At 71.5% G+C, this 26622-nt stretch carries 21 protein-coding genes and 2 pseudogenes; 13 read left to right on the top strand and 10 right to left on the bottom strand.

Features of this window, described 5'->3' with window-relative positions; genetic code table 11:
- Positions 1–145 (top strand): annotated as a pseudogene (locus tag AC2CHE_RS22160) (non-reducing end alpha-L-arabinofuranosidase family hydrolase); the annotation flags it as partial.
- Between the two features lie 230 nt (positions 146–375).
- The gene (locus AC2CHE_RS22155; RefSeq protein WP_484506782.1) at positions 376–1521 is read left to right on the top strand and encodes a carboxylate-amine ligase; all 1146 of its coding nucleotides are present in this window, start codon (positions 376–378) and stop codon (positions 1519–1521) included.
- Positions 1522–1533: 12 nt separating this feature from the next.
- Here the strand turns inward: AC2CHE_RS22155 and AC2CHE_RS22150 are convergent, their stop codons facing one another.
- On the bottom strand, positions 1534–3318 hold the full coding sequence (locus tag AC2CHE_RS22150; RefSeq protein WP_484506781.1) for an N-acetylglutaminylglutamine amidotransferase: 1785 nt from the start codon (positions 3316–3318) through the stop codon (positions 1534–1536).
- Between the two features lie 181 nt (positions 3319–3499).
- Here AC2CHE_RS22150 and AC2CHE_RS22145 point away from each other — a divergent pair, with 181 nt between their 5' ends.
- Entirely contained in the window at positions 3500–3796 is a 297-nt protein-coding gene (locus AC2CHE_RS22145) for a hypothetical protein (RefSeq protein WP_484506780.1), read from the top strand.
- Here AC2CHE_RS22145 and AC2CHE_RS22140 read toward each other — a convergent pair.
- Positions 3762–5171: an NAD(P)-binding domain-containing protein gene (locus tag AC2CHE_RS22140; RefSeq protein WP_484506779.1), complete on the bottom strand. Its 1410-nt coding sequence runs from the start codon at positions 5169–5171 to the stop codon at positions 3762–3764. The genes AC2CHE_RS22145 and AC2CHE_RS22140 overlap by 35 nt on opposite strands.
- Positions 5172–5318: 147 nt before the next feature.
- Here AC2CHE_RS22140 and AC2CHE_RS22135 point away from each other — a divergent pair, with 147 nt between their 5' ends.
- The 7 genes from AC2CHE_RS22135 (at position 5319) to AC2CHE_RS22105 (ending at position 12002) form a co-directional block, all read left to right on the top strand.
- Positions 5319–5696 (top strand): ArsR/SmtB family transcription factor, encoded by a 378-nt coding sequence (locus AC2CHE_RS22135; protein WP_484506778.1) that lies wholly within the window; start codon positions 5319–5321, stop codon positions 5694–5696.
- A gap of 205 nt (positions 5697–5901) precedes the next feature.
- Complete coding sequence (locus AC2CHE_RS22130; protein WP_484506777.1) at positions 5902–6210, top strand: hypothetical protein; 309 nt, start codon at positions 5902–5904, stop codon at positions 6208–6210.
- Between the two features lie 163 nt (positions 6211–6373).
- Positions 6374–6709, top strand: a complete 336-nt coding sequence (locus tag AC2CHE_RS22125; protein WP_282236493.1) for a YciI family protein — start codon at positions 6374–6376, stop codon at positions 6707–6709.
- A gap of 23 nt (positions 6710–6732) precedes the next feature.
- Positions 6733–7992 (top strand): RNA polymerase sigma factor, encoded by a 1260-nt coding sequence (locus AC2CHE_RS22120; protein WP_484506784.1) that lies wholly within the window; start codon positions 6733–6735, stop codon positions 7990–7992.
- An 83-nt stretch (positions 7993–8075) separates the two neighbouring features.
- A complete protein-coding gene (locus tag AC2CHE_RS22115) occupies positions 8076–8642 on the top strand; it encodes a hypothetical protein (RefSeq protein WP_484506776.1) in 567 nt (188 codons plus the stop codon).
- A 253-nt stretch (positions 8643–8895) separates the two neighbouring features.
- The gene (locus tag AC2CHE_RS22110) at positions 8896–10392 is read left to right on the top strand and encodes an NAD(P)/FAD-dependent oxidoreductase (protein ID WP_484506775.1); all 1497 of its coding nucleotides are present in this window, start codon (positions 8896–8898) and stop codon (positions 10390–10392) included.
- 158 nt (positions 10393–10550) lie between these two features.
- A complete protein-coding gene (locus tag AC2CHE_RS22105; protein WP_484506774.1) occupies positions 10551–12002 on the top strand; it encodes a sensor histidine kinase in 1452 nt (483 codons plus the stop codon).
- 35 nt (positions 12003–12037) lie between these two features.
- Here AC2CHE_RS22105 and AC2CHE_RS22100 read toward each other — a convergent pair whose 3' ends face one another.
- The 5 genes from AC2CHE_RS22100 to AC2CHE_RS22080 form a co-directional block, all read right to left on the bottom strand.
- A complete protein-coding gene (locus AC2CHE_RS22100) occupies positions 12038–13438 on the bottom strand; it encodes an MBL fold metallo-hydrolase (protein WP_484506773.1) in 1401 nt (466 codons plus the stop codon).
- Between the two features lie 200 nt (positions 13439–13638).
- Positions 13639–18018 (bottom strand): ExeM/NucH family extracellular endonuclease, encoded by a 4380-nt coding sequence (locus tag AC2CHE_RS22095; RefSeq protein WP_484506772.1) that lies wholly within the window; start codon positions 18016–18018, stop codon positions 13639–13641.
- A 130-nt stretch (positions 18019–18148) separates the two neighbouring features.
- Positions 18149–18841 (bottom strand): hypothetical protein, encoded by a 693-nt coding sequence (locus tag AC2CHE_RS22090; protein WP_484506771.1) that lies wholly within the window; start codon positions 18839–18841, stop codon positions 18149–18151.
- Positions 18838–20319, bottom strand: coding sequence for a type VII secretion protein EccE (gene eccE, locus AC2CHE_RS22085; RefSeq protein WP_484506770.1), 1482 nt, complete (start codon positions 20317–20319; stop codon positions 18838–18840). The genes AC2CHE_RS22090 and eccE overlap by 4 nt, the downstream gene beginning before the upstream one ends.
- 31 nt (positions 20320–20350) lie before the next feature.
- Complete coding sequence (locus AC2CHE_RS22080; RefSeq protein ID WP_484506769.1) at positions 20351–22030, bottom strand: right-handed parallel beta-helix repeat-containing protein; 1680 nt, start codon at positions 22028–22030, stop codon at positions 20351–20353.
- Positions 22031–22217: 187 nt separating this feature from the next.
- Here AC2CHE_RS22080 and AC2CHE_RS22075 point away from each other — a divergent pair, with 187 nt between their 5' ends.
- The 3 genes from AC2CHE_RS22075 to AC2CHE_RS22065 are packed head-to-tail and all read left to right on the top strand — an operon-like array spanning position 22218 to position 24333.
- Positions 22218–22601 (top strand): YwqJ-related putative deaminase, encoded by a 384-nt coding sequence (locus AC2CHE_RS22075; protein WP_484506768.1) that lies wholly within the window; start codon positions 22218–22220, stop codon positions 22599–22601.
- Positions 22598–23083, top strand: a complete 486-nt coding sequence (locus AC2CHE_RS22070; RefSeq protein ID WP_484506767.1) for an SUKH-3 domain-containing protein — start codon at positions 22598–22600, stop codon at positions 23081–23083. The genes AC2CHE_RS22075 and AC2CHE_RS22070 overlap by 4 nt, the downstream gene beginning before the upstream one ends.
- On the top strand, positions 23077–24333 hold the full coding sequence (locus tag AC2CHE_RS22065; RefSeq protein ID WP_484506783.1) for an SseB family protein: 1257 nt from the start codon (positions 23077–23079) through the stop codon (positions 24331–24333). The genes AC2CHE_RS22070 and AC2CHE_RS22065 overlap by 7 nt, the downstream gene beginning before the upstream one ends.
- Here the strand turns inward: AC2CHE_RS22065 and AC2CHE_RS22060 are convergent, their stop codons facing one another.
- The 3 genes and pseudogenes from AC2CHE_RS22060 to AC2CHE_RS22050 all read right to left on the bottom strand — a co-directional run.
- A complete protein-coding gene (locus AC2CHE_RS22060; RefSeq protein WP_484506766.1) occupies positions 24334–24804 on the bottom strand; it encodes a hypothetical protein in 471 nt (156 codons plus the stop codon).
- A 17-nt stretch (positions 24805–24821) separates the two neighbouring features.
- A complete protein-coding gene (mycP, locus tag AC2CHE_RS22055; protein ID WP_484506765.1) occupies positions 24822–26105 on the bottom strand; it encodes a type VII secretion-associated serine protease mycosin in 1284 nt (427 codons plus the stop codon).
- Between the two features lie 103 nt (positions 26106–26208).
- Positions 26209–26622, bottom strand: a pseudogene (locus AC2CHE_RS22050) (hypothetical protein); the annotation flags it as partial.

The following is a 26622-nucleotide window of genomic DNA, read 5'->3' as shown; positions in this document are numbered from 1 at the left end:
CGAACTCATCCGGTCAAACGCCGACCAGACCATGACCATCGACCCCTGCAACCTGCAACTGCTCTACCAAGGCCGCTCACCCAACTCCGGCGGCGACTACGGCCTGCTGCCATACCGACCCGGACTACTGACCCTACAACGCTGACAACACGCAGGTCCGGCTCGAAGATTCCTGATCGTCGCGGGTGAGGGCGCTCGCCGAATCGGATGAGCACCGGCACGCCCCGCGATCGACCGGGTGGAGCTGGAACGGGCGGGCTCGGTGCAGACCGAGCCCGCCCGGTCACTTGGTGGCTGCCGTTTGCCGGAACCCTGGCGGGGAAGTCCCGCGAGTGCGGCGGCGGTGACCGTCGCCGGCAGGAGGGGATGCCGACGATGACGAACCACCCGTCCATCGCACCGCCCCTGAGTGCCGTGGACACGCCAGCGCGGCTGACCCTCGGGGTGGAGGAAGAGTTCCTGCTGCTGGACCCGCAGACGGGGGAGAGTCTGCCGGTCGCCGACCGGGTGTTGACGGCCCTGCTCGGGACGGCCCGGAATCAGAGCCGGCAGGAGTTCCGGCACAGCATGGTGGAGATGGTCACCCCGGTCTGCGCCGACCTGGCGGATCTCCGGGCGCACCTGATCACCTTGCGACGTGCCGCAGCGGGGGCAGCGCGCTCGGCGGGAGCGCAGTTGGTCGCGGTCGGAGCCACTCCGGTACACGAGCCGCACCGGACAGTTCCGGATGAACCTCGCTACCATGCCATGTCTCGCCGTTTCGGTCCGGTCGCGCACGATCCGGCCGTGTGCGGCTGCCACGTGCACGTCGGCCTGCCGGACCGGGAACTGGCGGTGCAGGTCTGCAACCACCTGCGTCCGTGGCTGCCGGTGGTGCAGGCGCTCACCGCCAACTCGCCACTGCACGACGGCGCGGACACCGGCCACGCGAGCTGGCGTTCCATGCAGCTGAAGCGCTGGCCGAGCATCGGGCCCACCCCGTATTTCGCCTCGTTCGCCGACTACGCCGCGACGGTGGCGGAACTCGTCGACGCGGGCATCATGCTCGACGCGGCGATGGTCTACTGGTACGCCCGACCGTCCGCCAGCTACCCCACCGTGGAAATCCGGGTCGGAGACGTCTGCCCGGGGGTGGACGACACGGTGTTGGTCGCCGCTCTGGTGCGAGCCCTGGTCGCCACCATGGTCGACCAGGTGCGTGCCGGCGTTGCGGCACCCCGCCTGCGGAGTTGCCTGCTCGCGGCGGCTCACTGGCGAGCTGCTCACGAGGGGCTGGACGGCCGGCTGATCGATCTGCGCGGTGGCGGTGCGCGTCCGGCGTGGGACCTCGTGGAGGAGTTGTTCACCACGGTGACCTCCGCGCTGATCCGGCACGGCGACTTGCCGTACGTCCAGCAGCAGTTGGCCCGGCTGCGCCGCGACGGCACCGGCGCGGCCCGGCAGCGGCGGGTCATCGCACGCACCGGTGGGGATGTGCGGGCGGTTCTCGACCACCTCGCCGCCGAGACCACCGCGGGTTGAACCCGCCCACGGTCAGCGGATGTCGTGGGTCTGGAGCCAGAGTTCGAGCAGGCCCAACTGCCACAGTTTGTTGCTGCCCGCGGCGGCCTGCGCCTGCTCGGGGTCGGCGAGCAACGCGTCCACGTACGCCTGCCGGAACAGTCCACGCTCGCGTGCTGCCGGCGCCCGCAGCGCCGCCACCACGAGGTCACGGACCGGGCCGTCGACGTTGCGTAGCGCGGGCACCGGAAAGTAGCCCTTCGGCCGGTCGATCACCTCGGCGGGCAACACCTCGCGGGCGACCTCCTTGAGCACGCCCTTGCCGCCTTGGGCAACCTTGTGCTCAGGCGGACAGGCCGCCGCGAGGGCGACCAGGTCCTGATCGAGGAACGGAGTACGCACCTCCAACCCCCACGCCATGCTCATGCTGTCGACCCGTTTGACCGGATCGTCGGGAAGCATCAGGTGGGTGTCCAGGCGCAGCACCGCGTCCAGGGCGGTCTCCGCGCCCGGTGCGGTCAGCTCCGTGATCACCAGCTCCCGGCTGGCGTCGACGTCGACGGCGTGGGCCGGACCGACCACCCGGATCAGCTCGGCATGGTCGCGGTCGAAGAAGGCGGCGGTGAAGGTCCGCGCCGCCTCGGCCCGGGACACCTGGGTCAGGGGCTGGTGGTAGCCGTAACCGGCGAACACCTCGTCGGCGCCCTGCCCGGACTGCGCCACCTTCACGTGCGCGGCCACCTGCTCGGAGAGCAGATGGAAGGCGACCACGTCGTGACTGCCCATCGGCTCGGTCATCGCCTCTACCGTGCGCTGGACGGCCAGCACCAGGTCGTCGTTGGCGAGTTGGATGCGGAGGTGGTCGGTGCCGTACGCGCGGGCGACCAGATCGGAGTAGTGGAACTCGTCGCCGGCCTCGCCGTGCCGGCTGTCGAAGCCGATGCTGAAGGTGCGCAGGTGCTGCTGACCGGCCTCGGCGAGCAGAGCCACGATGAGACTCGAGTCGAGCCCGCCGGAGAGCAGCACACCCACCGGCACGTCGGCGACGAGCCGTCGCCGTACGGCGGTGCGCAGCGCGTCGCCGATCGCGGCCCGCCAGTCCCGGTCGTCCCAGCCGGCGTGGGTCGGATCTCGGACGTATTCGGGCTGCCAGTAGCGGCGATCGCGGCTGCGCCCGTCGGCCTCGACGACCCGCACGGTCGCCGGTGGCAGCTTCCGGACACCGCGCAGGATGGTGCGGGGCGCGGGCACGATCGAGTGCCACGACAGGTAGTGGTGCAGCGCCACCGGGTCCACGCTGGTGTCCACGTCGCCCGCTTTGAGCAGCGCCGGCAGCGTCGAGGCGAACCGCAGCCGGCCCGGCGTCTCGGCGGAGTAGAGAGGCTTGATGCCGAGTCGGTCGCGGGCCAGCACGAGCCGACGCCGGGCGCGGTCGATCAGGCCCACCGCGAACATGCCGACCAGATGGTCGACGAAGTCCTCACCCCACTGTGCGTACGCCACCAGGATCGCCTCGGTGTCACTGGTGGAGTGGAAGGTGTGCCCGGCGGCGCGTAGCTCTTCGCGCAGCTCCGGATAGTTGTAGACGCACCCGTTGAAGACCAGGGCGAGGCCGAGATCCTCGCGCACCATGGGCTGGCCGCCCGCGTCGGACAGGTCGATGACGGTCAGCCGGCGGTGCCCGAGGGTCACCCAGCCGTCGCTCCACAGGCCCTCGCCGTCCGGGCCCCGGGACCGCATCGCCTCGGTCATCCGGGTCACCGCGTCGGCGTCGGGCGTGCTGCCGTCGAACCTCGCCTCGCCGCTGATGCCGCACATCACGTTTCCGTCCCTCGTCCGCCATCAGGCGTTTCGGGATGGCCGGTCTGCCACGACGCTACGTGGCGGAGGTTCCCGGCGAGGCCGGATCGCGGAAGGGGAACCGTGGATTCCTCTTCCGAAGGAGCAGCGTGTGGGGGTGGCGCCGCATCGATCGATGACGAGCTAAGTCGGCAGACGTGTGACCACGCTGCCCGCGACGGCCTGGCGACGGGCCGACCAGCGGCCGTTGGGCGAGGTCTACACGCTGTTCCTGTTGCCGGCGATCGTGCGCGATGGTCGCCGGCACCGGCGGCCCTGGCGGGCCCTGCTGCGAGACCTGGTCCGGGGTACCGGATACGCGGCGATCATCGTGGACGGCCGGGTGGTCAGCGACTCCGGCCTACCCCCGGCGGAGCAGGCTCTACGCATCGTCCGCCAGGCGCTGGGCTCGTCCGCCGCACTCAGCTGCCGCAACAGCCGCCGGCCCGGTCGGTAGCCGGCGCGTCGGTGCTCACCAGGTTCGGCGGTGCGGCGAGCAGACCCCCGCTGATGCCGGTGGCGAGGCCCTTGCCGGTCCGCTCGGGTGCCGGGCCACAGCAGTCGTCACCGGCGACCGAGTCGGCCGGATTGCTGCGGCAGACACCGGTTTCGGGCAGTTCGAGCCGTACCTCGCGGGCCGCCTGCCAGTCGCCGGCGAGGGCGGCGACCACGGACCGGGTCTGTTCGTAGCCGGTGGCCATGAGGAAGGTGGGCGCGCGGCCGTAGCTCTTCATGCCGACGGCGTAGTAGCCGGGTTCCGGGTGGGCGAGTTCGTCGACGCCGTGCGGTGGGACCGTGCCGCAGGAGTGTTCGTTGGGGTCGATGAGCGGAGCGAGGGCGCGGGTGGCGCCCATGATCGGATCGAGATCCAGACGCAGCTCCGCGGCGATCGTGTGGTCGGGCCGGAAGCCGGTGGCGGCGACGATCCGGTCGACCGTGACCTGCTCATCGGTGCCGTCGCCGCGTCGGACGATCACCGCGACCCGATCATCGGTAGGGGTGATCGCGTGGACGGAGAATCCGGTCAGCAGGCGGATGCGGCCGGCGTCGACGTGCGCCCGCAGCCGCGAGCCGAGCGCGCCGCGGGCGGGTAGCGCGTCGGCGTCGCCGCCGCCGTAGGTACGCGTCGGCGACAGCGATCGGATGGCCCAGGTCACCTCGGTGCCGGAAACGGCGGCGGCGAGATCGGCGAGCGAGAGCAGAGTGTTGGCGGCGGAGTGGCCAGCGCCGACGACAAGTGTGTGCCGACCGGCGAAGCGGGCCCGGTCGGTGCCGAGGACGTCCGGCAGGGCGTGCTCCAGGTGCGCGGCGGCTTCGGTCTCGCCCAGAGCGGGCAGCCCGGATGCGCCCAGCACGTTCGGGGTGTCCCAGGTCCCGGTGGCGTCGATCACGGCCCAAGCGAGGATCTCCCGGCCGTCGGTGAGGCGGAGCAGAAAGGGAGCCGACTCCCGACCGGTGGTGCGCAGCCGGTCGTAGCCGAGCCGGCTGATGGCCGCCACCCGGGCGCCGTAGCGCAGCTGCGGCTTGAGCTGCGGCAGGTTCGCGAGGGGCTGAAGGTAGTGCGCGACGAGGTCCGCGCCGGTCGGCAGGGCGTCCAGATCGGGTGCCACCCAGCCCGCCTCGTCGAGGAGCCGGCGGGCGGCCGGATCGATGTTGTACCGCCAGGGTGAGAAGACGCGGACGTGGGCCCATTGCCGGACGGCGGCACCGGCACCGTCGCCGGCCTCCAGGACGGTGTACGGCAGCGCCCGCTCGTGCAGGTGGGCGGCGGCGGCGAGGCCGACGGGGCCGGCGCCGATGACGGCGACGGGCAGCTGGTCCAGGTCGCTCATCAGGCAACTCCTCAGGTTTGATGGATGTCGAAACAGCTTGTCGTGTCGGTTCGTCCGGCGCGGACGGGGAGTGGTGTCGACCGACTGTCTCGACGTTCTTCGAATCAGAGAGTTGCACGTTGATTAGACAAGTGTCAACCTAGAGGCATGTCGAAGCAGGCGGTGCCACTCTCCCTCGATCTGACCGCCGCCTCCTGCTGCCCACCGCTGGCGCAGCAGCGGGTGTCAGCTGAGACCGCCGCGCTGCTGGCACCCGCGTTCAAGGCTCTCGGCGATCCGGTTCGGCTGCAACTGATGTCGATGATCGCCTCGGCCGAGGGCGGAGAGGTGTGCGTCTGCGACCTGACCCCGGCCTTCGACCTGAGCGGCCCGACGATCTCGCACCACCTGCGGGCACTGCGCGAGGCAGGTCTGGTCGACTCCGAACGGCGGGGAACCTGGGTCTACTACCGCGCCCGGCCCCAGCTTCTGCGACAACTCGCCGCCCTGCTCGCGGTCGAACCGACATCCCCGGCCAACCTCTAGAGCGGCAGTACATAGTTCCGATCACCCGTAGTTCGCGCAGGCTCTCCAGCCGCCCCGCGACCATGGCGACCTGGATGGCGACGGCGGCGACGGTGAGGGGTACCAGCAGATCTTCATCATCGCCCTGGGCGAGCTGATCCTGACCGCTGGCATCACGTTCAGCCAACGCGGGTTCGACCTGGGCCGGAGTGCGGCGTTCGCGCTGATGTTCGTCAACGCGGTCAGTCTCGGTCGGCTGTACCTGGTGCCCGGCGAGATGCGGCTGGGCGCTGCGATCGGGGCCATGGGCCCTTCCGGCAGCAGGCTGGGTCTGCTCGCCGGCTGGATCCTGTTCGCGCTGGCCGTGCACGGCCGGTCCTCCTGGCGACGGCTGATCGGTATGGCTGCCATCCTGATCGCCGCCGTCGCCGGACACGAACAGTCGTTGCTGGTCAACTCTGCGACCATTGCCGGCCTGCTGATCCTGATCGCCCACGGCGACACGCTGGCCACCCGGGTGCGCCGACACCGGTGATCGTGACCGGTGGTGTGGTCGAGGTGGGGCAGGAAACGGACCGAACGTGCCTGACGGCGAGCCCGAGCGGAAGATGGAACCTCTCGGTTGTCCGAAGCCGGGCTCGCCGTTCGTCATGTCGGTGGAACCACCGCTCCTGACGATTCGACGGAAAGGCACTGACGTGAAGTACATGATGCTGGTCTGCACCGATCCGGAGCCGGACCCGGAGCCGAGCAACCACCCGGACGTCGAGGTGTGGGTGGCGGAGAACGACGCGGCCGGCCGACGCCTCCAGGGCGCCCAGCTGGCTCCAGCGTCGGCCGCCACCACGGTACGGGTCCGCAATGGCCAACTGCTGGTCTCCGACGGGCCGTTCGCCGAGGTCAAGGAGATGATCGTCGGCTTCGACCTGCTGGAGTGCGCCGATCTGGACGAGGCGATCGAAGTGGCCCGGGCGCATCCGATGGCCTGGGCCGGGCGGATCGAACTCCGCCCGTTCGCCGACTTCGAGCAGTGACGGATCTGGCCGCCGAGATCGCGGTGCCGCGTACCGACGACGGGGGTACGGCGGCCGGTCGGGCCGCGGCGGCGCAAGCCGTCGCGGCCACCGCCGTCGAGGCGTACCCGCGGATCGTGGCTGCTCTGATCCGGATCACCGGTGACTGGACGCTGGCCGAGGACTGCACGCAGGAGGCGCTGGAGCGGGCGCTGGACCGCTGGCCGGTGGACGGGGTGCCGAACAACCCGGCGGGCTGGCTGATGGCGGTCGCCCGTAACCGGCTGCTCGACGTGGTGCGGCGGGCCTCGGTCGAACGGCACAAGCTGCGTGACGTGGCGGTGCTGGCGCTCACGGCCGCCACCGCCGAACCGGTGCCGGACGAGGAGGTGGTGGACGACCGGCTGCGGCTCATCTTCACCTGCTGCCATCCGGCCCTCGCGCCGCAGGCGCGGGTCGCGCTGACCCTCCGGACGATCTGCGCGGTGCCGACCGCCGACATCGCCCGGGCCTTCCTGGTCAGCGAGTCCACCATGACGCGGCGGCTCACCCGGGCCAAGGCGAGGATCGCCGGGGCCGGTATCCCGTACCGGGTGCCGCGCGGGCACGCCCTGACCGAGCGGCTGCCCGGGGTGCTGGGTGTGCTCTACCTTCTGTTCACCCAGGGCTACGACGCGGACGGCGAGCCGGCCTTCGCCGAGGAGGCGATCCGGTTGGCCCGATTGCTGGTCCGACTCATGCCGGAGCAGCAGGAGGCGAGGGCGTTGCTGGCGCTGTGCCTGTTGCAGCACTCCCGCCGTACCGCCCGGCGGGACACCGACGGCAACCTGGTTCCGCTCGATCGACAGGACCGGTCCCGGTGGGACCACGTGGCGATCACCGAGGCCGACCGTCTGCTCACCGGGCTCACCGAGGCCGGCCCGTACACCTGGCAGGCCCGGATCGCGGCCTGTCACGCCACCGCGCCCAGCGCCGATGCCACCGACTGGTGTCGGATCGCCGAGTGCTACGACCAACTCGCCCAGGTGCAGCCCACCCCGGTGGTCGCCCTGAACCGGGCCGTCGCGCACGGTTGCGCGTACGGGCCGGCGGCCGGGCTGACCCTGCTCGCCGAGGCGCGTGCCGGCGGCGGGCTCGACGGCTACCCGTTGACCCTGGCGGTGGAGGCGGATCTCGTCGCCCGACAGGGCGACCAGGAGCGGGCGGCGGCGCTGTTCCGCGCGGCGGCGGACCGGGTGCACGGCGATGCCGAGCGGCGGGCGCTGCTAGAGCGGTCGCGTGAGGCTGCCGGACCCGGGTCGTAGCAACCGAGGCGAGCGTCCGGCCGGGCGGGGCTGCGCGGACCGCGTTTCCGCTCGATACTGCGGAGATGGTGCGGTGGGCATGGGTGTGGATAGGTGTTCTGCTCGCGTCGAGCGCGGCGGCCTGTGACGATCCGCCGCCGGACGCCGCGCCGGTGTCGCCGGGACCGGCGGCGACGTCCGCAGGATGGACGGCTCCACCGCTGCGGCTGCCCACCGTGGGGTCCGGCGACGCCTGCCCGGTCGCTGAGCCCCGGCCCTGGTCCGACAGCGACCGGGCGCACCGGGTGCTCGGGCCGGGCCCGGTGTATCCGGTCGCCGACTACTTCGTCGACGGCGCCCTGCAACTGCGCGACGAGGACCGCGAAGCGGACGGCACGTACACGAAGAAGGTCCGGTGGGTCGGCTCCGGTTACACCGGCCCGGTGCTGGTACGGGCAGCGCGGATCGACGCGTCGGGTAGCGCGACGGCACAATTCTCGTACACGGGGGAGTCTCGCGACGACGGGCACCACGCGGTGTTGACCAGGCCGGAGAGCGACCTGCCCGGTGTCACCACCGTGGACGGGCCGGGCTGCTACGCCTACCAGGTGGACGGGACCACGTTCAGCGTGACGATCGTGTTCCGCGCCGTCCCGACCAGTCCATCCTGATCGGCGGAGGGTCGGTCGACCGCGGTCGGACTCGTGGCGGCGTGGAGCAGCGGGATGGTGCCGCGGGCCACCAGGAGACCCTGCATCTGCCCGCATACGGGAACTGGTCCGAGCGCTCGCGGAGGCCGTCGACCGGCTGCTGGAGCGGGCCCGCGAGGCTCGGCTCGTCACCGGGCTGTGGTGTGGCACACCGTCCGACGGTCGCGGTTGTCGCGGCAACGGCGACGGAACGTCGGCGTGGTTTCATGGGCCCATGGCGAACCCGGTGATCCTCTCCGTCGACGACGACCCGGCGGTCTCCCGGGCGGTCGCACGGGACATCCGGCGCCGCTACGGCGACCGCTACCGGGTGGTCCGGGCCACCTCCGGGCCGGAGGCGTTGGAGGCGCTGCGCGAGGTCAAGCTGCGTGGCGAGCAGGTGGCGCTGCTGCTGGCCGACTACCGGATGCCGGAGATGAACGGCATCGAGTTCCTGGAAGCGGCGATGGACCTGTTCCCGGCCGTGCGCCGGGTGCTGCTTACCGCGTACGCGGATACCGGTGCGGCGATCGACGCGATCAACCTGGTGGACCTCGACCACTACCTGCTCAAACCGTGGCACCCGCCGGAGGAGAAGCTCTACCCGGTGGTCGACTCGCTGCTGGAGGCGTGGGCGGCCAGTCCGGCCGCGGGGGCCAGTGAGATCCGGGTGGTCGGGCACCGCTGGTCCGCCGAGTCGTTCGCGGTGCGGGACTTCCTCGCCCGCAACCTGGTTCCGTACCGGTGGTTGCTGACCGACGACCCCGAGGGCGGCCGGCTGCTCGCGGCGGCCGGGGTCACTCCGGCCGATGTCCCGCTGGTGGTCACCACCGACGGCAAGGCGCTGGTGTCACCCGCTGAGGCGGAACTGGCCGGGCTGGTGGGACTGGAGGTGACCCCCACTGCGGACTTCTACGACCTGGTGGTGGTCGGCGGCGGGCCGGCCGGCCTGGGTGCCGCCGTGTACGGGGCGTCGGAAGGGCTGCGCACCGTCCTGGTGGAGCGGCTGGCCACCGGCGGGCAGGCGGGGCAGAGCAGCCGGATCGAGAACTACCTCGGCTTTCCCGACGGGGTTTCCGGAGCGCAGCTCACCGACCGGGCACGCCGGCAGGCGTTGAAGTTCGGTGCCGAGCTGATCAGCACTCGGGAGGTGGTGGGCCTGGCGGAGGCCGGGTCGGCGCGGTTGCTGCGGTTCAGCGACGGGCAGACCCTCGCCGCCCACTCGGTCGTGCTGGCGACCGGCGTGTCGTACCGGATGCTCGGCGCGCCCGGCCTGGCCGACCTCACCGGCCGAGGTGTCTTCTACGGTTCCGCGGCCAGCGAGGCGCCGAGCTGTGTGGGTGAGGACGTCTACATCGTGGGCGGGGCGAACTCGGCGGGGCAGGCCGCGGTCTACTTCTCCCGCTACGCGAAGCGGGTGCATCTGTTGATCCGGGGCGCGGACCTGACCGCGTCGATGTCCCGATACCTCATCGACCAACTGGGCCGTATCGACCAGGTGATCGTGCACCCGCACAGCGAGGTGGTGGGTGCCGCCGGTGACGAGCACCTGCAACGGCTGACCCTGCGGGACAACCGGACCGGCGAGCAGCGGGAGGTGGAGACGTCATGGCTGTTCGTCTTCATCGGCGCCGAGCCCCGTACCGGATGGTTGGACGGCACACTGGTCCGCGACGAGCGGGGCTTCGTGGTCACTGGACCGGACCTGGTCACCGGGGGACGTCGACCATGAGGCTGGTCGCTGCCACGTGAGCCGTACCACCTCGAATCGAGCGTGCCCGGGGTGTTCGCCGCCGGTGACGTACGCGCGGCCTCGGTGAAGCGGGTGGCCTCGGCCGTCGGCGAGGGTGCCATGGCCGTGTCGCTGGTGCACCGGTACCTGGAGGCACAGTGAGCAGCGGGGATCCGGGCAGCGGCCCGCTACGGCGGTTGACCGCGGACGACCTACGGACGCTGTTCCTCTTCGAGTCGCTCGACGACGCGCAGTTGAGCTGGCTGGCCGATCAGGGCCGGGTCGAGCGGCGGGACGAAGGTGCCCTGGTCTACGCCGAGGGCGATCCGGCGGAGTGCTTCTTCGTCCTGCTCGACGGCACGGTACGGCTCTGCCGCACGTTGCACGGTGACCAGGTGGAGATCAGCCGCACCGCCCAACGCGGCGTGTACGGCGGTGCCACCCAGGCGTACCTGGGCGACGACCGGCAGTACCGCAACAGCATGTGGGCAATCACCGACGCCGAGTTCTTCGTGCTCCCGGCGGAGCAGTTCGCCCACGCGGTGCGTACCTGGTTCCCGATGGCGATGCACCTGCTGGAGGGCATGTTCATCGGGATGCGGGACACCCAGACGCTGATCGGCGAGCGGGAGCGGCTGCTGGCCCTGGCTTCCCTGTCGGCGGGCCTGACCCACGAGCTGAACAATCCGGCGAGCGCGGCGGTGCGGGCCACCACCAGTCTGCGCGAGCGGATCGCCGGGATGCGGCACAAGCTCGCCATGATCGCCGACGGCCGGCTCGACGGCCGGCGGCTGCATGCCCTGGTGGGTCTCCAGGAGGAGGCGGTCGAGCGGGTGGCGAAGGCGCCGACCCTCTCCCCGTTGGCGACCAGCGACGCCGAGGACGAGTTGACCGACTGGCTTGACGACCGGGGCCTGACCGCCGGCTGGGAGTTGGCGTCGACGCTTGTCGGCGGCGGGCTGGACGTGGACTGGTTGGAGCGGGTCCGTGGGTCGGTCGGCGAGGAGGACTTGGAGGCGGCGGTGCGCTGGCTGGCCTACACGGTCGAGACCGAGATGCTGATGCGGGAGATCGCGGACGCCGCCACCCGGATCTCCACCCTGGTCGGTGCCGCCAAGCAGTACTCCCAGCTGGACCGGGCGCCGTACCAGGTGGTGGACGTGCACGAACTGCTCGACGCCACGTTGGTGATGTTCAAGGGGAAGATCGCCGCCGGGGTCCGGCTGGTCCGCGAGTACGACCGGGGCCTGCCGCCCATTCCGGCGTACGCCGCCGAGCTGAACCAGGTGTGGAGCAACCTGATCGACAACGCGCTCGGTGCGATGGGTGGCGACGGATTGCTCACCGTCCGCACTTCCCGCCAGGACGACTGGTTGATCGTCGAGATCATCGACACCGGGCCGGGTATCCCGGACGACGTTCGCCCCCGGATCTTCGAGCCGTTCTTCACCACCAAGCCGGTGGGTGAGGGCACCGGCCTCGGTCTGGACATCTCCTACCGGATCGTGGTCAACAAGCACCACGGGGACATCCGGGTGACGAGCATGCCCGGCAGCACCCTGTTCCGGGTCCTGCTGCCGATCAGTCCGCCGGGAACGCCGGCCGGCTGACCCCGGCCGCCGGCAGCGGTCGGGCCGGCCAGCGGTCAGGCGCTGCGGTTCAGTCGTACGCCGGCCTGCTCGGCCTGGTTGAAGAGGTCGTTGACGAGCACCACGTCGTGGCCGGCGTTGGCCAGCAGGGAGGCGGCGAGGGCGGCCCGGTAGCCGGACCCGCAGTGCACCCAGATGGTGCCGGCCGGGATGTCGGCCAGTCGGCGGGGCAGCTCGGGCAGCGGTACGTGCACGGCACCCTCGACATGGCTCGCCCGCCACTCGTTGCCCAGCCGCACGTCGAGGACGACCTGTGGGGCGGGCAGCCCGGCCGGCGGCTTCCCGCGCTGCGCGGCGGCCAGCGCCGGGAAGTCCCCGACCAGCAGTTCGCGCAGCTCGGTGGGCTCGTCGGCCCACTGCCGGGGAGCACCGGTCGCCTGGGCGGCGGGCCGATCGATACCGATCCGGACCAGCTCGCGCTGGGCGTCGGCGACCTGCTCCGGCGTCTCGGCCAGCAGCGTGACCGGGGTGCCCCAGTCGATCAGCCAGCCGAGCCAGGTCGACATGGGGCCGTCGAGGCCGAGGCTCACCGTGCCGGCCAGATGCGAGACCACGTACGCCTTGCGGTGTCGCAGGTCGACCACCCACTCCCCGGCGGCGATGCGTTCCCGCAGCTGCGCGGCGTCGGCCCGGGCCACCGGAGTGAGGTCCACCGGCGCCGGACCGCCGGTGTTGGCCACCCCCATGTGTGCGTAGTACGCCGGGTAGGCGTCCAGACCGGCCAGGGTTGCGGTGACGAACTCGGTCGCGGCCAGCCGGAAGACCGGGTTGACCTGCTTCTCCCGGCCGATCGTCGAGTCCGGGGCGTCGGCCTGGCTGGCCGAGCAGAAGCTGCCGAAGCCGTGGGTTGGCCACACCTGCGCCCCGTCGGGCAGCAGGTCGGCGAGCCGCTTAGCCGAGCTGTGCTGACGCCGGGCCAACTCGTGTGCGTGCTCGGCACCGAGCAGGTCGGTGCGGCCGGTGGTGCCGAACAGCAGCGATCCTCCGGTGAAGACCCCCACCGGGCTCCAGCTACCGCCGGTGGCCTCTTCGAGCACGTACGACAGGTGGTGGAAGGTGTGGCCCGGGGTGGCCACGGCCCGGAGCCGCAGCGCCTCGGACACCTCGATGACGTCGCCGTCGCCGACCGGTAGCCGGTCGAAACCAACCTCGTCCTCGGCGGCGACCAGGTACCGCGCCCCGGTCAGCCGGGTCAGGTCCAGCCCGCCGGAGACGTAGTCGTTGTGCAGGTGCGTCTCGACCACGTGGGTGATCCGTACGCCGGCCGCACCGGCGAGGTACAGCACCCGGTCGACGTCGCGCTGTGGGTCCACCACGACCGCTACCTGGCCGTCGGTGACCAGGTAGCTGCGGTCGCCGAGGGACGATGTCTTGATGACCGACACCCGCACTGTCATGTCCAGCTCCTCGATAGGTCGTCTCCAAGGTGCGGTTACCCGGGCGGGGCGCGGAGATGCGGACTCGATCGGGTAGCCGTCTCCGCACGATACCCCGGGGGGTATGCATCGCCCAGTCGGATGGGTCGGTCGGAGCGGACCGAAGGGCCGGTCCGCGGCCGGAGCAGCTCCGACCGCGGACCGGCGTTGTCACCTACCGCTCACAGGCGCGCGCACTGACCCGCCGCCGGGCCCCGCACCGTGTTCGCCCGGCCCTCGTTCACCGGCACGGGCGTGTTGCCCGAGCAGGCGAGCGGACCGCTGATGGTGTTCGCGGCGACGACCACCGGCTGGCTGCCGGAGTTGCCGGTCACGCTCACCGGGCCGCTGACGGTGACCTCGTCGACCCGTACCCCGCCGAGGTTGGCCACCAGCGTCACCGGCCCGTTGATCCGGGCCTTGCTGATTTTCAGGTCACCGGTGGCGCCGGCCACCGTGACCGGACCGGAGACCTTCGTTCCGGACAGCTCGAACAGCACCGGCCGGGTGGCGGACACCGGGCCGTTGATGGTGCCGCCGGTCACCCGCAGGGAAGCCCCTGCGGCGATCGACACCGGACCGGCGATCGTGGCGTTCTCCACGCAGGTCAGGCCGGTGGTCACGAGCAGCGGCCGGGAGTGCTTGCCGGTGATCGTGGTGGTGCACTCCGGCCCGCCCTGCCCGATCGACGACCGCGGTTCGGTGTCCGCGGTCACCGGCGAGTTGGCGGCGAAGTAGCTCACCAGCATGGTGAGGTCGTTGTCGCCGGTGGTCACCAGGTCGCTGCCGCCGCCGAGAGTGGTGAAGTTGTCCCCGCCGGCGGCGAGGAAGGAGTTCACCGTGACCCGGTAGCTGCCCGCCGGGTCGATCGGCATGCCGTTCAGGCTCATCGAGGTGATCCGCGAGCCCGGTGCGGCCTCCGGGTCGTAGGTGTAGCTGAAGCCCTCCGACACGCCGAGCCACAGCACCGGGCGGGACGCGCCCGCCGGCTGCCACTGCTGCTCCAGCACCTGCTTGATCTCGGCACCGGTGTAGGTCTTGGTGACCACGTCGTTGGCGAACGGCTGGACGGTGAAGGCCTCGGCGTAGGTCACCGTGCCGTCCTCGCCGTACAGCAGATCGGCCCGCAGACCGCCCGGGTTCATGAACGCGATCTGCGCCCCGCCCCGACCGGCGTCGCGGGTGCCGGCGAGCTGCACGTCGGCGATGAAGTTGCCGAGCACCGACTCCCTGCCCCGATCCTCGTTGCCGTCGGTGTAGGCCCGCCGGATGTCGGCGGTGATCTCACCGAGCTCGCGCTGGCCCAACTCCTGCGCCCGCGTCTTCGCCGCGGCCACGATCCCGGCCACCGCCGGGTCCTGCGGCGCGCCGACGACATCCACCAGGGACGCGTCGGCGGCGGTGACGGCACCCGCCTCCGGGTCGAAGGTCAGCGTGACCTTGCCCAGCCGCTTGCCGTAGTCCTCGGCCTGCACGATCGGCCGCAGCTTGTCGGTGCCGGGAACCGGCACCTCGAAGGCGTACGGCTGGTGGGTGTGCCCGCTGAAGATGACGTCGACGGTGGCGTCGGCGCGGGTGAACTCGCCGAATACCGGGTCGTTCGCCAGCGCCTCCGGGGAGTCGATGTTCTCGGTCGCGGCGCCCTCGTGCGCGAGCAGCACCACCACGTCCGCCTCGCCGTTGTCCGGGTTGCCGTCCTTGAGCTGGCCGGCGACCAGGTTGGCTTCGGCGACCGGATCGCGGAAGGTGATGCCGGCGATGCCGTCCGGGCTGACCAGCGAGGCGGTCTGCTCGGTGACCACGCCGATGAATCCGACCCGGACGCCACCGATGGTGTTCACCGCGTACGCCGGCAGCGCCCGGGTGTCACCCCGGTACACGTTGGCGCCCAGGTACGGGAATTCGGCCCGGTCGGTCACCCGGCCGGTCAGGTCCGCCATGCCCTTGTCGAACTCGTGGTTGCCCACCGCCGAGACGAGCAGGTCGGCCTGGTTCAACGCGTCGATCGTCGGGTTGTCGTCGTCGATCGCCGAGATGAAGGTGGAGGCGCCGATGTTGTCACCGGCGGAGACGAACGCGGTGTTCGGGTTCTCCGCCCGCAACTGGTTCACCAGACCGGCCACCTGAGCCGCACCGCCGACCGGCTGGCCCCCCACGCTCGCCGGTGACTCCAGTCGGCCGTGGAAGTCGTTGATGCTCAGCAGCTGGAGGTCGACCGGGCCGGTCTCCGCTCCGGTCTCGATGCCCACCACCAGCGGGTTGTGGTCGCTGGCCCGGTACGGGTCCGGCGCGAAGAACGCGGCCAGGCCGTCGTACTGGAAGGCGTACGACTCGACCGCGTTGATCTGCCAGACGTCGACCCCGGTGACCCGCGACGCCAGTGACGGCGAGGCGACGGCGTGGTCGAGCGAGCCCGACTCACCGTTGAAGACGTAGCTGGTCTTTCCGGTGTCGTTCAGATTGCGGTAGTCCTCGTCGTAGAGGACCTGCATCGGGTCCTCCTGGGTGTACGCGTTGAAGTCACCCAGCAGCAGCACGTTGTCGGTTCCGCTGTCCGCCTTGACCTGATCCACGAAGGTGGCCAGTGCCCCGGCCTGTCGGACCCGGTCACCGTTCCAACCGCCCTGGCCGTCCCCGGCATCGGCGTTGTCGCCGGTGCCGGCACCGCTCTTGGACTTGAAGTGGTTGGCCACCACGATGAAGTCCACCGAGCCGGCGGTGAACGTCTGCGCGATCGGTTCGCGGGCGTTGGACCACACCGTCTCGTCGTTCACCGACCGCGACGGACCCTTCGGCTGCGCCTCGGCCGGCTTGAAGATGATCGCCGTGGTGATGACGTCCTGCTCGGCCGCGCTCGGCAACTCGGCCGGAGCACGTACGTAGTCCCAGGTGCCCGCGCCGTCCTCGCTGTTCAGGGCGGCGACCAGACGCTTGAGAGCCTGCTGCGGGTCCTCGGCGTCGAACCGGACCGAGTTCTCGATCTCCTCCAGCGCCACCACGTCGGCGTTCAGGGCGGTGATCGCCGAAACGATCTTCGTCTCCTGCCTGGCCAGCGCCGCCTCGTCGGCGGCACCCCGGGCGTCGCCGCCGAAGTGGACGAAGTAGTTCAACACGTTGAAGCTGGCCACCCGCAGGTCGCCGCCGACGTCGACCGGTCCGGCGGTACGCGGGTTGGTGGTCTTGAACGTGGTCCGGGCGGCCGGTGCGGTGTCCGCGTCGACCGGGCGGGTCGGCTGTAGACGCCACTCGTTGAAGCCGTACGACAGCACCGACGGGCCGAACGCCTCCACCTGGTCGCCGACCCGCAACGGGCTGGCGGGCGAGACGTACGGCGGCAGTAGCCCGGCGGTGGCCAGGTTCGTCGTCCTACCATCGTCCACCAGCAGGCGACGCAGCTTGTTCTCGGTGGCCAGGGCCTGTGCGGCGGCCGAGCCGGGACGGGCCACATCGGTGGGCGTACGGGCCGGCAGGTCGCCGGCGGCGAGTGCCACCTCGCCGTACCGGTTGGTGTTGTACACCTCCGACACGGCGTACGCGCCGACCGGCGCCACCAGCATCGACTCGACCGACTCGCGAGCCGCCTCGCCGAGAGGCAGCTCGACCGGGACCGGTGCGGGCAGCGGTGCGCCCTGCGCGCAGACCTGGACGTCGGTCCGGGCCGCGATGGTCAACTGGGTGAGGCCGTTGAACTCGTTCGCCGTGCCGCTGACCCGTACCCGGTCGCCGATCGCGACCGACGGGTGGTTCGCGACGGTCGTGGTGAGGTACACGAAGATGCCGTCCGAGGCGGTTCCGGCGGCGACCGGGCGCTCGGCGCCGCTGCCCGCCGTCTGCACGTACACCCCGTTGTAGCCACCGGCGCGGTGGTCGGCGGTGACGATGCCCTCCACGGTCACCCGGCTGCCGGCCAGCGGCGTGGCCGCACCGGTGCCCTGCACCTCGGCGATGGTGTGGTCGACGGTGACGGTGCAGCCGGTCGGGTCCGGATCAGGGTCCGGATCCGGATCCGAGGCGGCGTTGCGCACTCCGAAGGTGCTCGCCGCAGGTGCCTGCCAACTGCCGTCGATCCTCTGGAGCGAGTCGCCCGTCGGGGTCGACGCGGTTTCCTGCACGCCGATGTCGACCCCGTCCCGGCCGCTCGCCGGTCCGCCGACCGCGGTGAAGGTGCCCTCGTAGGTCAGGAACTCGGCGACGTCACCGCCGGGCGCGACGAGCGCGACGCCGTCGGGTGAGCCGTTCTGGATGCCGTTCGACGGGTACGACTCGACCACCACACCGGCGGCCGGCACCACGCCGCTCAACGTCCTGGTGTCGTACGCCGCGCCGTTGGCGCCGTTGTACAGGACGATCTGCCAGCCGGTCAGGTCGAAGCCGACCGGCCCCTCGACCTCGATCGCCTCGCCGGCGTCCGTGCCGGCGTTGTCGTAGTGGATTTCACTGATGAACGGCGTGGTGGGCGCCGTGTCGGCGAAGGCGGTGGTGCCACCGGCGAGGACAAGCGTGGTGGCGGTGGCCAGTACGCCCGGGATCGTGAGTAGTCGTGTACTTCTTGCGCGCTGCATGTATGCGGCCTCCGAAGGGAGTAGACCGTCGGAGGATATGCGGCACCGGTGTCCACGCGGGAGCCACCAGGTGTACCAATGCGGCAAAGACCGGGTGGCTCAGCCGCCCCGGGCGGCGAGACCGGGTGGCTCAGCCGCCCCGGGAGACCGGGCCGACCAGCTGCCGCTCGGTTCCCGTCATGCTGAGCATCACCCACTGCACCTTGCCCTTCGTGATCAGGCCGACCATCTCCGGATGCAGCTGGGTGAACCAGCTCTGCACGCTGGCCAGACCGAGGGCGTTCGCGGCGGTGGCCGCCTCGGCCTCGGTGAGCCGCTGAAGCACCACGATGTCGCTGCGGACCAGGACCTCGACGTCCCAGCCGGCCAGGTCGTCCCGCACCACCAGGGTGGCCCGCCAGGGTGCGCTGAGATTGGTGTCCGGCCCGGTCACCGGACCGGTGTCGATCACCACGAGCTGCGGTTCGGTAGGTGTGGCCGGCACCGGTGGAGCGACACCGGGCGGCAGGAACGAGGCGATTTCCCGGCCGATGACGCAGCGCCGCAGGAAGGCGTCCCACTCCTGCTCCCGCGCGGTCTGGATGAACAGCCGGGCGCCGAGCGCCAGGGACCGGAAGGCGAGCAGCTCGGCTGCGCGTACCCCGCCGGTGAGCATCAGCCGGGTCGGCTCGGCCCGGAACACCCGTAGCCCCACCGGATCCTGCTGACGGTCGCGGCCGACTACCAGCCCGCCGCCACCGGCGACCAGCCGTAGCCCGGCGACGGAGGCGCCGTCCGCGACGTGCAGCCCCATCCGACTGCCAGGAAAGGCGACACCGTTCATCGCAGGAAGCCTCCCAACGGCAGGGTGGCGGCCACGCCGTGGGCGTGCTCGCCGTCGAGTCTCTGCAGGAGACCACCGTGATCGCGGATCGCCTGGTCGAGTGCACGATCGGCGGTGGCCAGCGCGGCCGGGTCGGCGCCGATGAGCCGGAACGCCACCTCCACCAGAGCGTCGTCGTCACCGGGGCGGTCGTTCTCCCGAGCCACCGAGATGGATACCACGCCTGCCGCAGCGGGTAGTCCGCGTAGCAACGGGTCGATCTGCCACGCCCGGCCGGGCCAGGCGAGCAGTCGATGACAGCTCTGCGGGACCCCCTGAGCCGTCCAGCTCCGCCAGCCTTCCCGGGCCAACGGGTGGTCGGTGCCGCCGGTCGCGTCTCCGGTCAGATGGGTCAGCTGGGCGACCGCGGCGAGCACCTCGTCCCGGTTCAGCAGCCGGGCCGTCGCCCGTTCCTGCCGCAGCTGACGCCGAGTGCGCCGGATCGCCGCGGTGAGCGCCGGCCGCAGGTCGCGGTCGGCGTGAAAATCGGGGGTACGCGGCGCGTGCAGCACCACCCACGCCTGCCGGCTGGCCGGGACACTGCCATTCGTCAGTTCGCGGTAGGCGCGGTCGACCGCCGCCGCGCGGGCGCGCGGTGCCGGGGTCACCTGGATCAGCACCTGCACCGTCACGACGGGCGTCTTCGGGTCGGCTGCTGGCAGCAACGCCACAGGTGAGGGCAGGGCCTGCGGTGCCCCCATGAGCAGCGCGCCCTCGGTCGGATCGACCTCCAGCACCGCGCTGAGCCCGCCCCGGTGGGTCAGCAGCACGGCCGGCTGATCGTCGATTTCGACCTGATCCAGCTCGACGGTGCTCTCCAGGTGGCGCAGCAGCTGCCAGGGGCCGTCGGATCCGGCACTGACCGGTTGCCGGCTCCGCCCCCGGTACGCCCACCACACCGCCAGCCACTGGTGCAGCCATCGGCCCCGGTGGTGCACCATCGTCGGCGCGAGCACCAGCACCGTGACGGCGGCCACGGCAACGGTCAGCGGCAGGCCGTGCGGCGTGGCCGCCAGCACCGCCGCAGCACCGGCCTGCCAGGCCACGAGTTGGGCCACATGTATCCCACCGACGCGCGGCTGTCGTCGGTGTGGACGTACGACCGGAATCGCCGCGGCGTCCCCGGCCGCGCCTTCGGCAGCGGCCTGTCCCGTGGGGGCGGCCGTGGCCTGCGTTGCGGCCTGGCTCTCCGGGGCCCGGGCGGCGGGCGCGGCGGCCGGTGCCGCGGTGGCGGCCCGACTGGTGTACGCGGTGCCGACCGTGGCCCGCCCCTGCCCACGCTGAGTCGCCCAGGTGTGGCCGGGACCGGTACCGCCGAGCGTCGGTGCCGGCGCTGCGCCCTGCTGCGGGGGCGTGCGCTGCTGTGGTGGCGGTGCCGCCGCCCCCGGGTGATGCTGCCAACCCGGCTCGCCCGGTCGAGCCGCACCCGGATGCGTCACCGCACGTCCCTCCCTGACCGGCAGGGCATCGTCATCGCCCGATCGCGGCGCGTACGTCGGTCACCGTCACGGTCCGCAGCTCGTCGAGGCTCGGACGTTGCCCGGACTGGCGCAACCGCTGCGCCTGTGCCTTACGGACACCCTCGAAGAGCTTGCGCGCCTCCCGCGCGTTGCCGAAATTCTGGTCCCGTTCGATGGTGCCGAAGTGCGCACGGAGCATTTCGGAGACGCCATCGGCGAGCAGGTACTCGTCGCCGCCGGCCATCCGCTCCACGATGACCACCAACTGCTCCGGGGAGTAGTTGCCGAACTCCACAGTCTTGGCGAAGCGGGAGGCCAGACCGGGGTTGGCGTCGAGAAACTGCAGCATCTCGCCGGTGTAGCCGGCCGCGATCACCGCGATCTCGTCGCGGTGATCCTCCATCAGCTTGACCAGCGTGTCGATGGCCTCCTGCCCGAAGTCGCCGCCGGTGCCCGACGACCGGGACAGGGTGTACGCCTCATCGATGAAGAGCACGCCGCCGCGCGCCAGTTCGAACGCGGCGGCGGTCTTCTCGGCGGTGTGGCCGATGTACTGGCCGACCAGGTCACGTCGGGAGACCTCGCGGAAGGCGCCGCCGGGCAGCGCGCCCAGCGCCGCCAGCAGGTCACCGTAGATGCGCGCCACGGTGGTCTTACCGGTGCCGGGGGCACCCGCGAAGATCAGGTGATGGCTGACCGCGCCGACGGGCAGCCCGGCGCTGCGCCGCCACTCGTTGACCTGGATCTCGTCGATGAGGGCGCGGACCTCCTCCTTCACCGACTCCAGGCCGACCATGGCCGCCAGCTCGGCCAGCAGCTTCTCCACCCGGGCAGCGTCCTGACCGGTGGTGGCGCGGGCGGCGTCGGCGCCGAACGTGGCCTTACGGTTGACGGTGCCCTCGACGATGGTCGGCTCGGCACCCTCGGCGATCTCGATCGTCGGCTGGCCGGTGTTCTCTGTGGTGCACTCCTCCACACTGCCGCGACAGCCTCGGGCGAAGGAGACCGCCGGCCCGCGGGTGTCGCGGATCCGGCAGCGACGCAGCACCGGGGCGCTCTGATGGACCACCGCCACGCCGGCCTGCCCGGTCTGGGAGATCTCGCAGGTCTCGATGATCGGCCGGCCGTGCTGGTAGATGTAGATGCCCCGGTTGCCGCAGCGGGTCACCGTGCTGGTGCGGATGGTCGGGGCCGCCCCGATCCGCACGATGATGCCGTCCTCGCTGAGATCGGTGAACTCGCACCCCTCGACGCTGCCGTCGGAATCCTCCACCACCAGGCCGTAACGTCCGCCGGTCACCCGGCAGCGGGTGAGCGTGAACTCCGACCGGCCGGCCACCTGGATCGCCGCGCCGAAGCCGGCGCCCAGCTCGCACCCGGTCATGGTGAGCCTCGCTCGGTCGGCCACCACGACCGGCGCGTCACCGGCCTTCAGGACCAGGTCGCGCAGCTCCAACCGGCCAGAGTTGCAGGACACCGTCGGATAGGTCCCGGAGGACGCGTCGATGGTGACCGTGCCCGGACCCTGCGCGGCGACCACGCTGATGCCACGGTCGTTGACGAACAGTGCCTCGTGGTAGGTGCCGGGACTGACCGAGACGACCGTGTCGTCGCTGGCCACCGCCAGTGCCTCCCCGATGGACGGGTAGGCACCGGGCTGATCCGGGGAGACGAGAAGGGTGCGCGTCATGGCTCCGGCTCTGAACGGCGAGGAGAGGGCGGAACCGACGATATCCCAGGCGGTCGACGCGGTGTGAGCCCCTCGACGCCGATGGTGCCCGGACGCCACCCCCGTCGGACGGTCGGTGACGGTTAGGCTCGCTGGCGGGCCGGGCGAACCCTCGCCGGGAATCCCCTGTCGACAACCGGGAGGACGGATGGCGCAGCCACGGATGCTGCCGCTGGCGGCCGGTGCGCTGCTGGCCGAGGGCACCGTCCACACGCACACCTCGGTACGTGGAGACGTGACCCCTGACCTGCATCCGGTGGTCCGGCGTTTCCTGCACGGGCTGCCGGTCGAGCAGCGCGAGCGCTACGCCGGCTGGTGCGCCGAGGCGGCGCTGATCTCCGACCGGCTCTACGCCGCCGAGGCCGGCGGGCCACCACTCGACGCCGCCCGCTGCCGTGCGCTGCTGTGGGGCGCGAAAGTCCGGGTCACCCGGGTACGCGAGGAGGGCGACCCGCGCCACGGCGAGGTTCAGCCGCCCTGTCGCTCCTGCGCCGCCCTGCTGGACTGGTTCGGCGTGGAGGCGCTGACATGAGCGAGCGCTTTCCACCCCTGGTGGCGCAGGCCCTCGCCGCCGCCGGCTGGTCGCCCGACCGCTCCGACGAGAGCCGGGGCCGCGAGTGGGGACTGCGGATCGCCGCCGACGCCACCCCCGGCGGTCGCCAGCACACCGTGACCGCCCGGGCGATCGAGGCGTATGCCGAGTTCGGTGGCCTGCGGGTACGCCCGCAGGGTGAAGGTGAACAGGTCGCACCGAGCGAGGTCCACCTCGACCCGTTCCTGGTGCGGCACTCGGTGGAAACCCTCGCCGAGCTGGCCGAGGCGATCGGCGCGCCACTGAGCCCGCTCGGCGAGGAGGGCGACGGCACCGGCATCCTGGCGGTCGACGAGCACGGCCGGGTGTTCGTGCTGGACCACACCGGGGACTGGTTCCTCGGCGCGGATCTCGACGAGGCGCTCACCACACTGGTGCTCGGTCACCGCCCTGCGCGGGTACGCGCGGACGGCACCTGGTGACCGGCTGGCAGCCGACCACCGCCGCCGAGCGCGCGCTGTTGGCCGCCGCCGAGACCGGCGACCGGGAAGGCTTCCTCACCGAACTCGTGGCCGGTCCGTTGCTGCTACCCGTGTCGCCCGGTGCGGCGGCCGGCCGGGAAACGGTGGCCTGGGCGACCGGCCAACACGACGGCGTCACGCACGTGCTCGCGTACACCTCACCGGCGGCAATCGCCGCCGGGTTGCCCGGCCAGTCGGTGGCCTACCGGGTGTCGGGCTTGGTCGACCTCGCCGTCGACTGGCCCGACGACGAATGGATGTTGGCGATCGACGCCGGGCTGCCGATCGGCATCCGGCTGGCGGCTGACGAACTCAGGGCCCTGACCGAGCCGGTCGTGGAGGCCGAGCGACCGCTGCGCGAGGCGGTCCGGCGGCAGGACCCGAACTCCCTGATGGCCGCACTGCTCCGGGCCGAACTGGTACTGCCGGTGGACCCGGACGGACCGGCGACACGTGACCTGTCCGATCCCGACTTCCCGTGGTGGACCCTTCCCGACGAGCAGGGCCGGGTCAGCCTGCCCGTGTTCAGCTCGGAAGCCCGGATGCGACAGGCACTCGGCGAGCGAGACCTGGTGGTGGTCAGCAGCCTCCAGCTCACCGACCACTGGCCGGACATCTCCTGGCAGTTGCTGCTGAACCCGGAGACGCCGCTGGCCGCGGCCCTGCCCGGCGAGGCGCTGCTGACGTTGCGCGACTGGCTCGGCGAGCTGCGACAGGTGATCAACGCGGCGGCCGAGCAGGAGCAGGCGCGCCGCGATACGGCCAGGTACGCCGACCCGTCGGCGGTGGGCGTACCGCTGCCCCGTCCGGCACCCGACAGCGATGATGACGGTCCCGATCCCGCCGCACCGCTGCTGCTGCAACTCGTCATCCCGCACCGCTACCTGACGTCCTACCTGCAGGACGGGTACGACCGGGCGGCTGGACTGGTGCACGCCTGGCATGGCCCGGGACGGGACACCCCGACCCGGCTGTACCGACGGCTCGGGCTGCTCGGTGAGGGCTCTCCGTTCGAGGAGTCCGACGAGTGGGTGGCGGTGCTGCGCTGGCCACCCGGCGAGACCACGCCCGACGAGTGGGGTCAGGGCCGACCGCGGATGGAGTCCCTTGCCGTACCGGACGGCACCGAGCTGCACTGCCTGCACGCGGACGGCCGGGAGGAGCTGCTGGCCCGCTTCGACGCCACCGCCCGCCGCTGGTCCCCGGCCTAGCTAGCGACCGCGGCCAGCGAACCAGGCTCGCGCCGGCGGGCTCTTGATCAGGACGAGCGACATACCGGCCAGCCCACCCACGACCAGCGGCGTGACCATCGTCGGGTGATAGCTGATCTTGCCTAGCGCGAGCAGCGTGACGATGACGACGACGAAGAGCCCGAAGGTGAACCCGGCCGGCACGGCCAGTCCTGCCGCGTTGTCGCCCGTCCAGGCCATGAGAATCCCCATTGACGCGAGCAGCACCACCAGCAACGCGATCGCCAGTACGCCAGCACCGATGCCCACCACCAGGACCTTGCCCAGCCCGTCGCCCTCGGCGCGCAGCATCGCGCGGAAGAAGGCGACCCCGGCGATCAGCCAGATGACGATCGAGGGCACCATCAGCAGGACGGCGATGATGACGACGACAGGTCGCCGGCGTGGCGTCGGCCCGGGCGCGGAGCCGGGCTCCGCCGAGGTGGTGAGCACTTGTGCGTCCTCTCTGCTCATTCGGCCGGACGGCGCCAAGCGGCTTCACCGGCCCGAGCGGAATCAGACAGGGTCTGTTCGGTCAGGCCCGACGCTGCGGCAGGCCCGCCGCCGGTGAGCGCGGGTTCCGGGGCCAGGCTGGTTTGTCGGCGGCGGCGTGAACGGCGACGGAGCTTGACGATGGCCACTACTCCGCCGACGAGCAGGGCGAGGAAGACCGTCCAGACCAGCACCACGATCACGATCTCCGTGTAGTCGGGACCATCGCTTCCGGCCGCCCGCGCGGCGGCGAGTGCCTCGTCGATCTCTGGCTCGCTGGGTGCTGCGGTGCGGCTACCCCGTCCATCGGGTTCGCCGGTCAACGCCTCCCGCAGGTCGAGTACGCCCCATCCGTAGTACTCGTCGTGGCCCGGCTCGCCGGCGTCCTTGGTGGTCTCAAGCAGCCGCTGGAACGTCTGGTAGGCACTCAGATCCGGATACTCGGCCTTGATCAGGGCTACCGCACCGGAGACGATTGCGGTGGCGTTGCTGCTGCCGGTCGCGGTGTTGTACCGACCGCCGGGCACGGCCAGCACGATGTCCTGGCCGGGCGCGGCGAGGCTGACCAGCCGGTCCAGGGTGCCGGGCACGGAAGCCTTCTTACTGATGACCCCCTCTTTGTCGACTCCGTTGACCGAGACGCTGCCGGCGTGCGCAGCCGGGTAGCCGACCAGGATTTCGTCGTCGTTGCCGGCGGCGGCGACCACGATCACGTTGCTCCGGTAGGCGCGCTCGACCGCCCGGTTCAACTCGTCGTTGAAGCTGCTGGATAGCGACACATTGATCACATCGGCACCGGCGTCGATCGCCCAGTGGATGCCGGCGGCGAGCGCCGTCGGTGCGATCAGCGGGGCGCCGTCCTTCTTGATGGTCACCGGAAGGATCTTGGCCTTCGGTGCGACGCCGAGCACTCCGTCGCGGCCTCGCGGGCCATGCCCGTGGCCGGCGATCAGCGAGGCCATACCGGTGCCGTGTCCCTGGCGGTCGACACGGCCCTTGCTGCGGTCGTCGTAAAGGTCCAGGCCGGGCAGGACGTTGCCGCGCAAGTCCGGATGGGTCGCGTCCACCCCGGTGTCGATGACCGCCACGGTGACACCCTCACCCTGGGTGATCTTGTGGAGTTCGGCCAGCTTGAGGGCTTTGACGTGCCACGAGCCGTTGCGGGTTGCGTCCGCCGCCGCAGGTCCGGCGGGCAGGATGAGGGCAGCCAGGACGCTTGCGCCGGCGAACGTGGCGGCTGCCGATCGGGTGAGGACACGCATGCCCGTCAACCTTCCTCTGTGGGCCGCCGTGCCGGACGGCTGGGATTGGACGGTCACCGCATGGTACGGCCCGGTCACCCGAGTTCGAGTGACCGGCCCGCCGTCAGCTCTGGCCGAGCGCTCTGCCCTGCTCGCGCGGCCGGTGTTCGGCCGGTGCCTCGACCACACCGGCGGCGGACGACTCCGTTACCCACAACTCGTCGTCGCCCTCGCCGTACTCCCAGGTCTCGTGGTTTTCATCGCGCGGCACATCCTTGCGCGGGGTGGGAACGGGCGGCCCGCCGCGTCGGCCACCCAGCGACGGATTCGGGCCGGTGGTGGGCGCGGGCCGGGCACCACCCCCACCGGCGCGTCCGCTCAGATCGGGCCGCGCACCGGGAGTACCGCCGCCGGTGGCGGGCTTGCCGACAGGTGGCTGGCCCGCCGCCGGCTTTGCCGGCGTGCTGCTCAACGGGGAGCCGATGCTGGCCGGGCGGCCCGCCGCGGCACTTCGCTGACCGCCGAGGCTCGGCGGGGG

Source organism: Micromonospora sp. ATLC16 (genome assembly GCF_057196645.1).
Note: the sequence above shows the minus strand (reverse complement) of the source record. Positions and strands in the feature narration are given on the sequence as shown.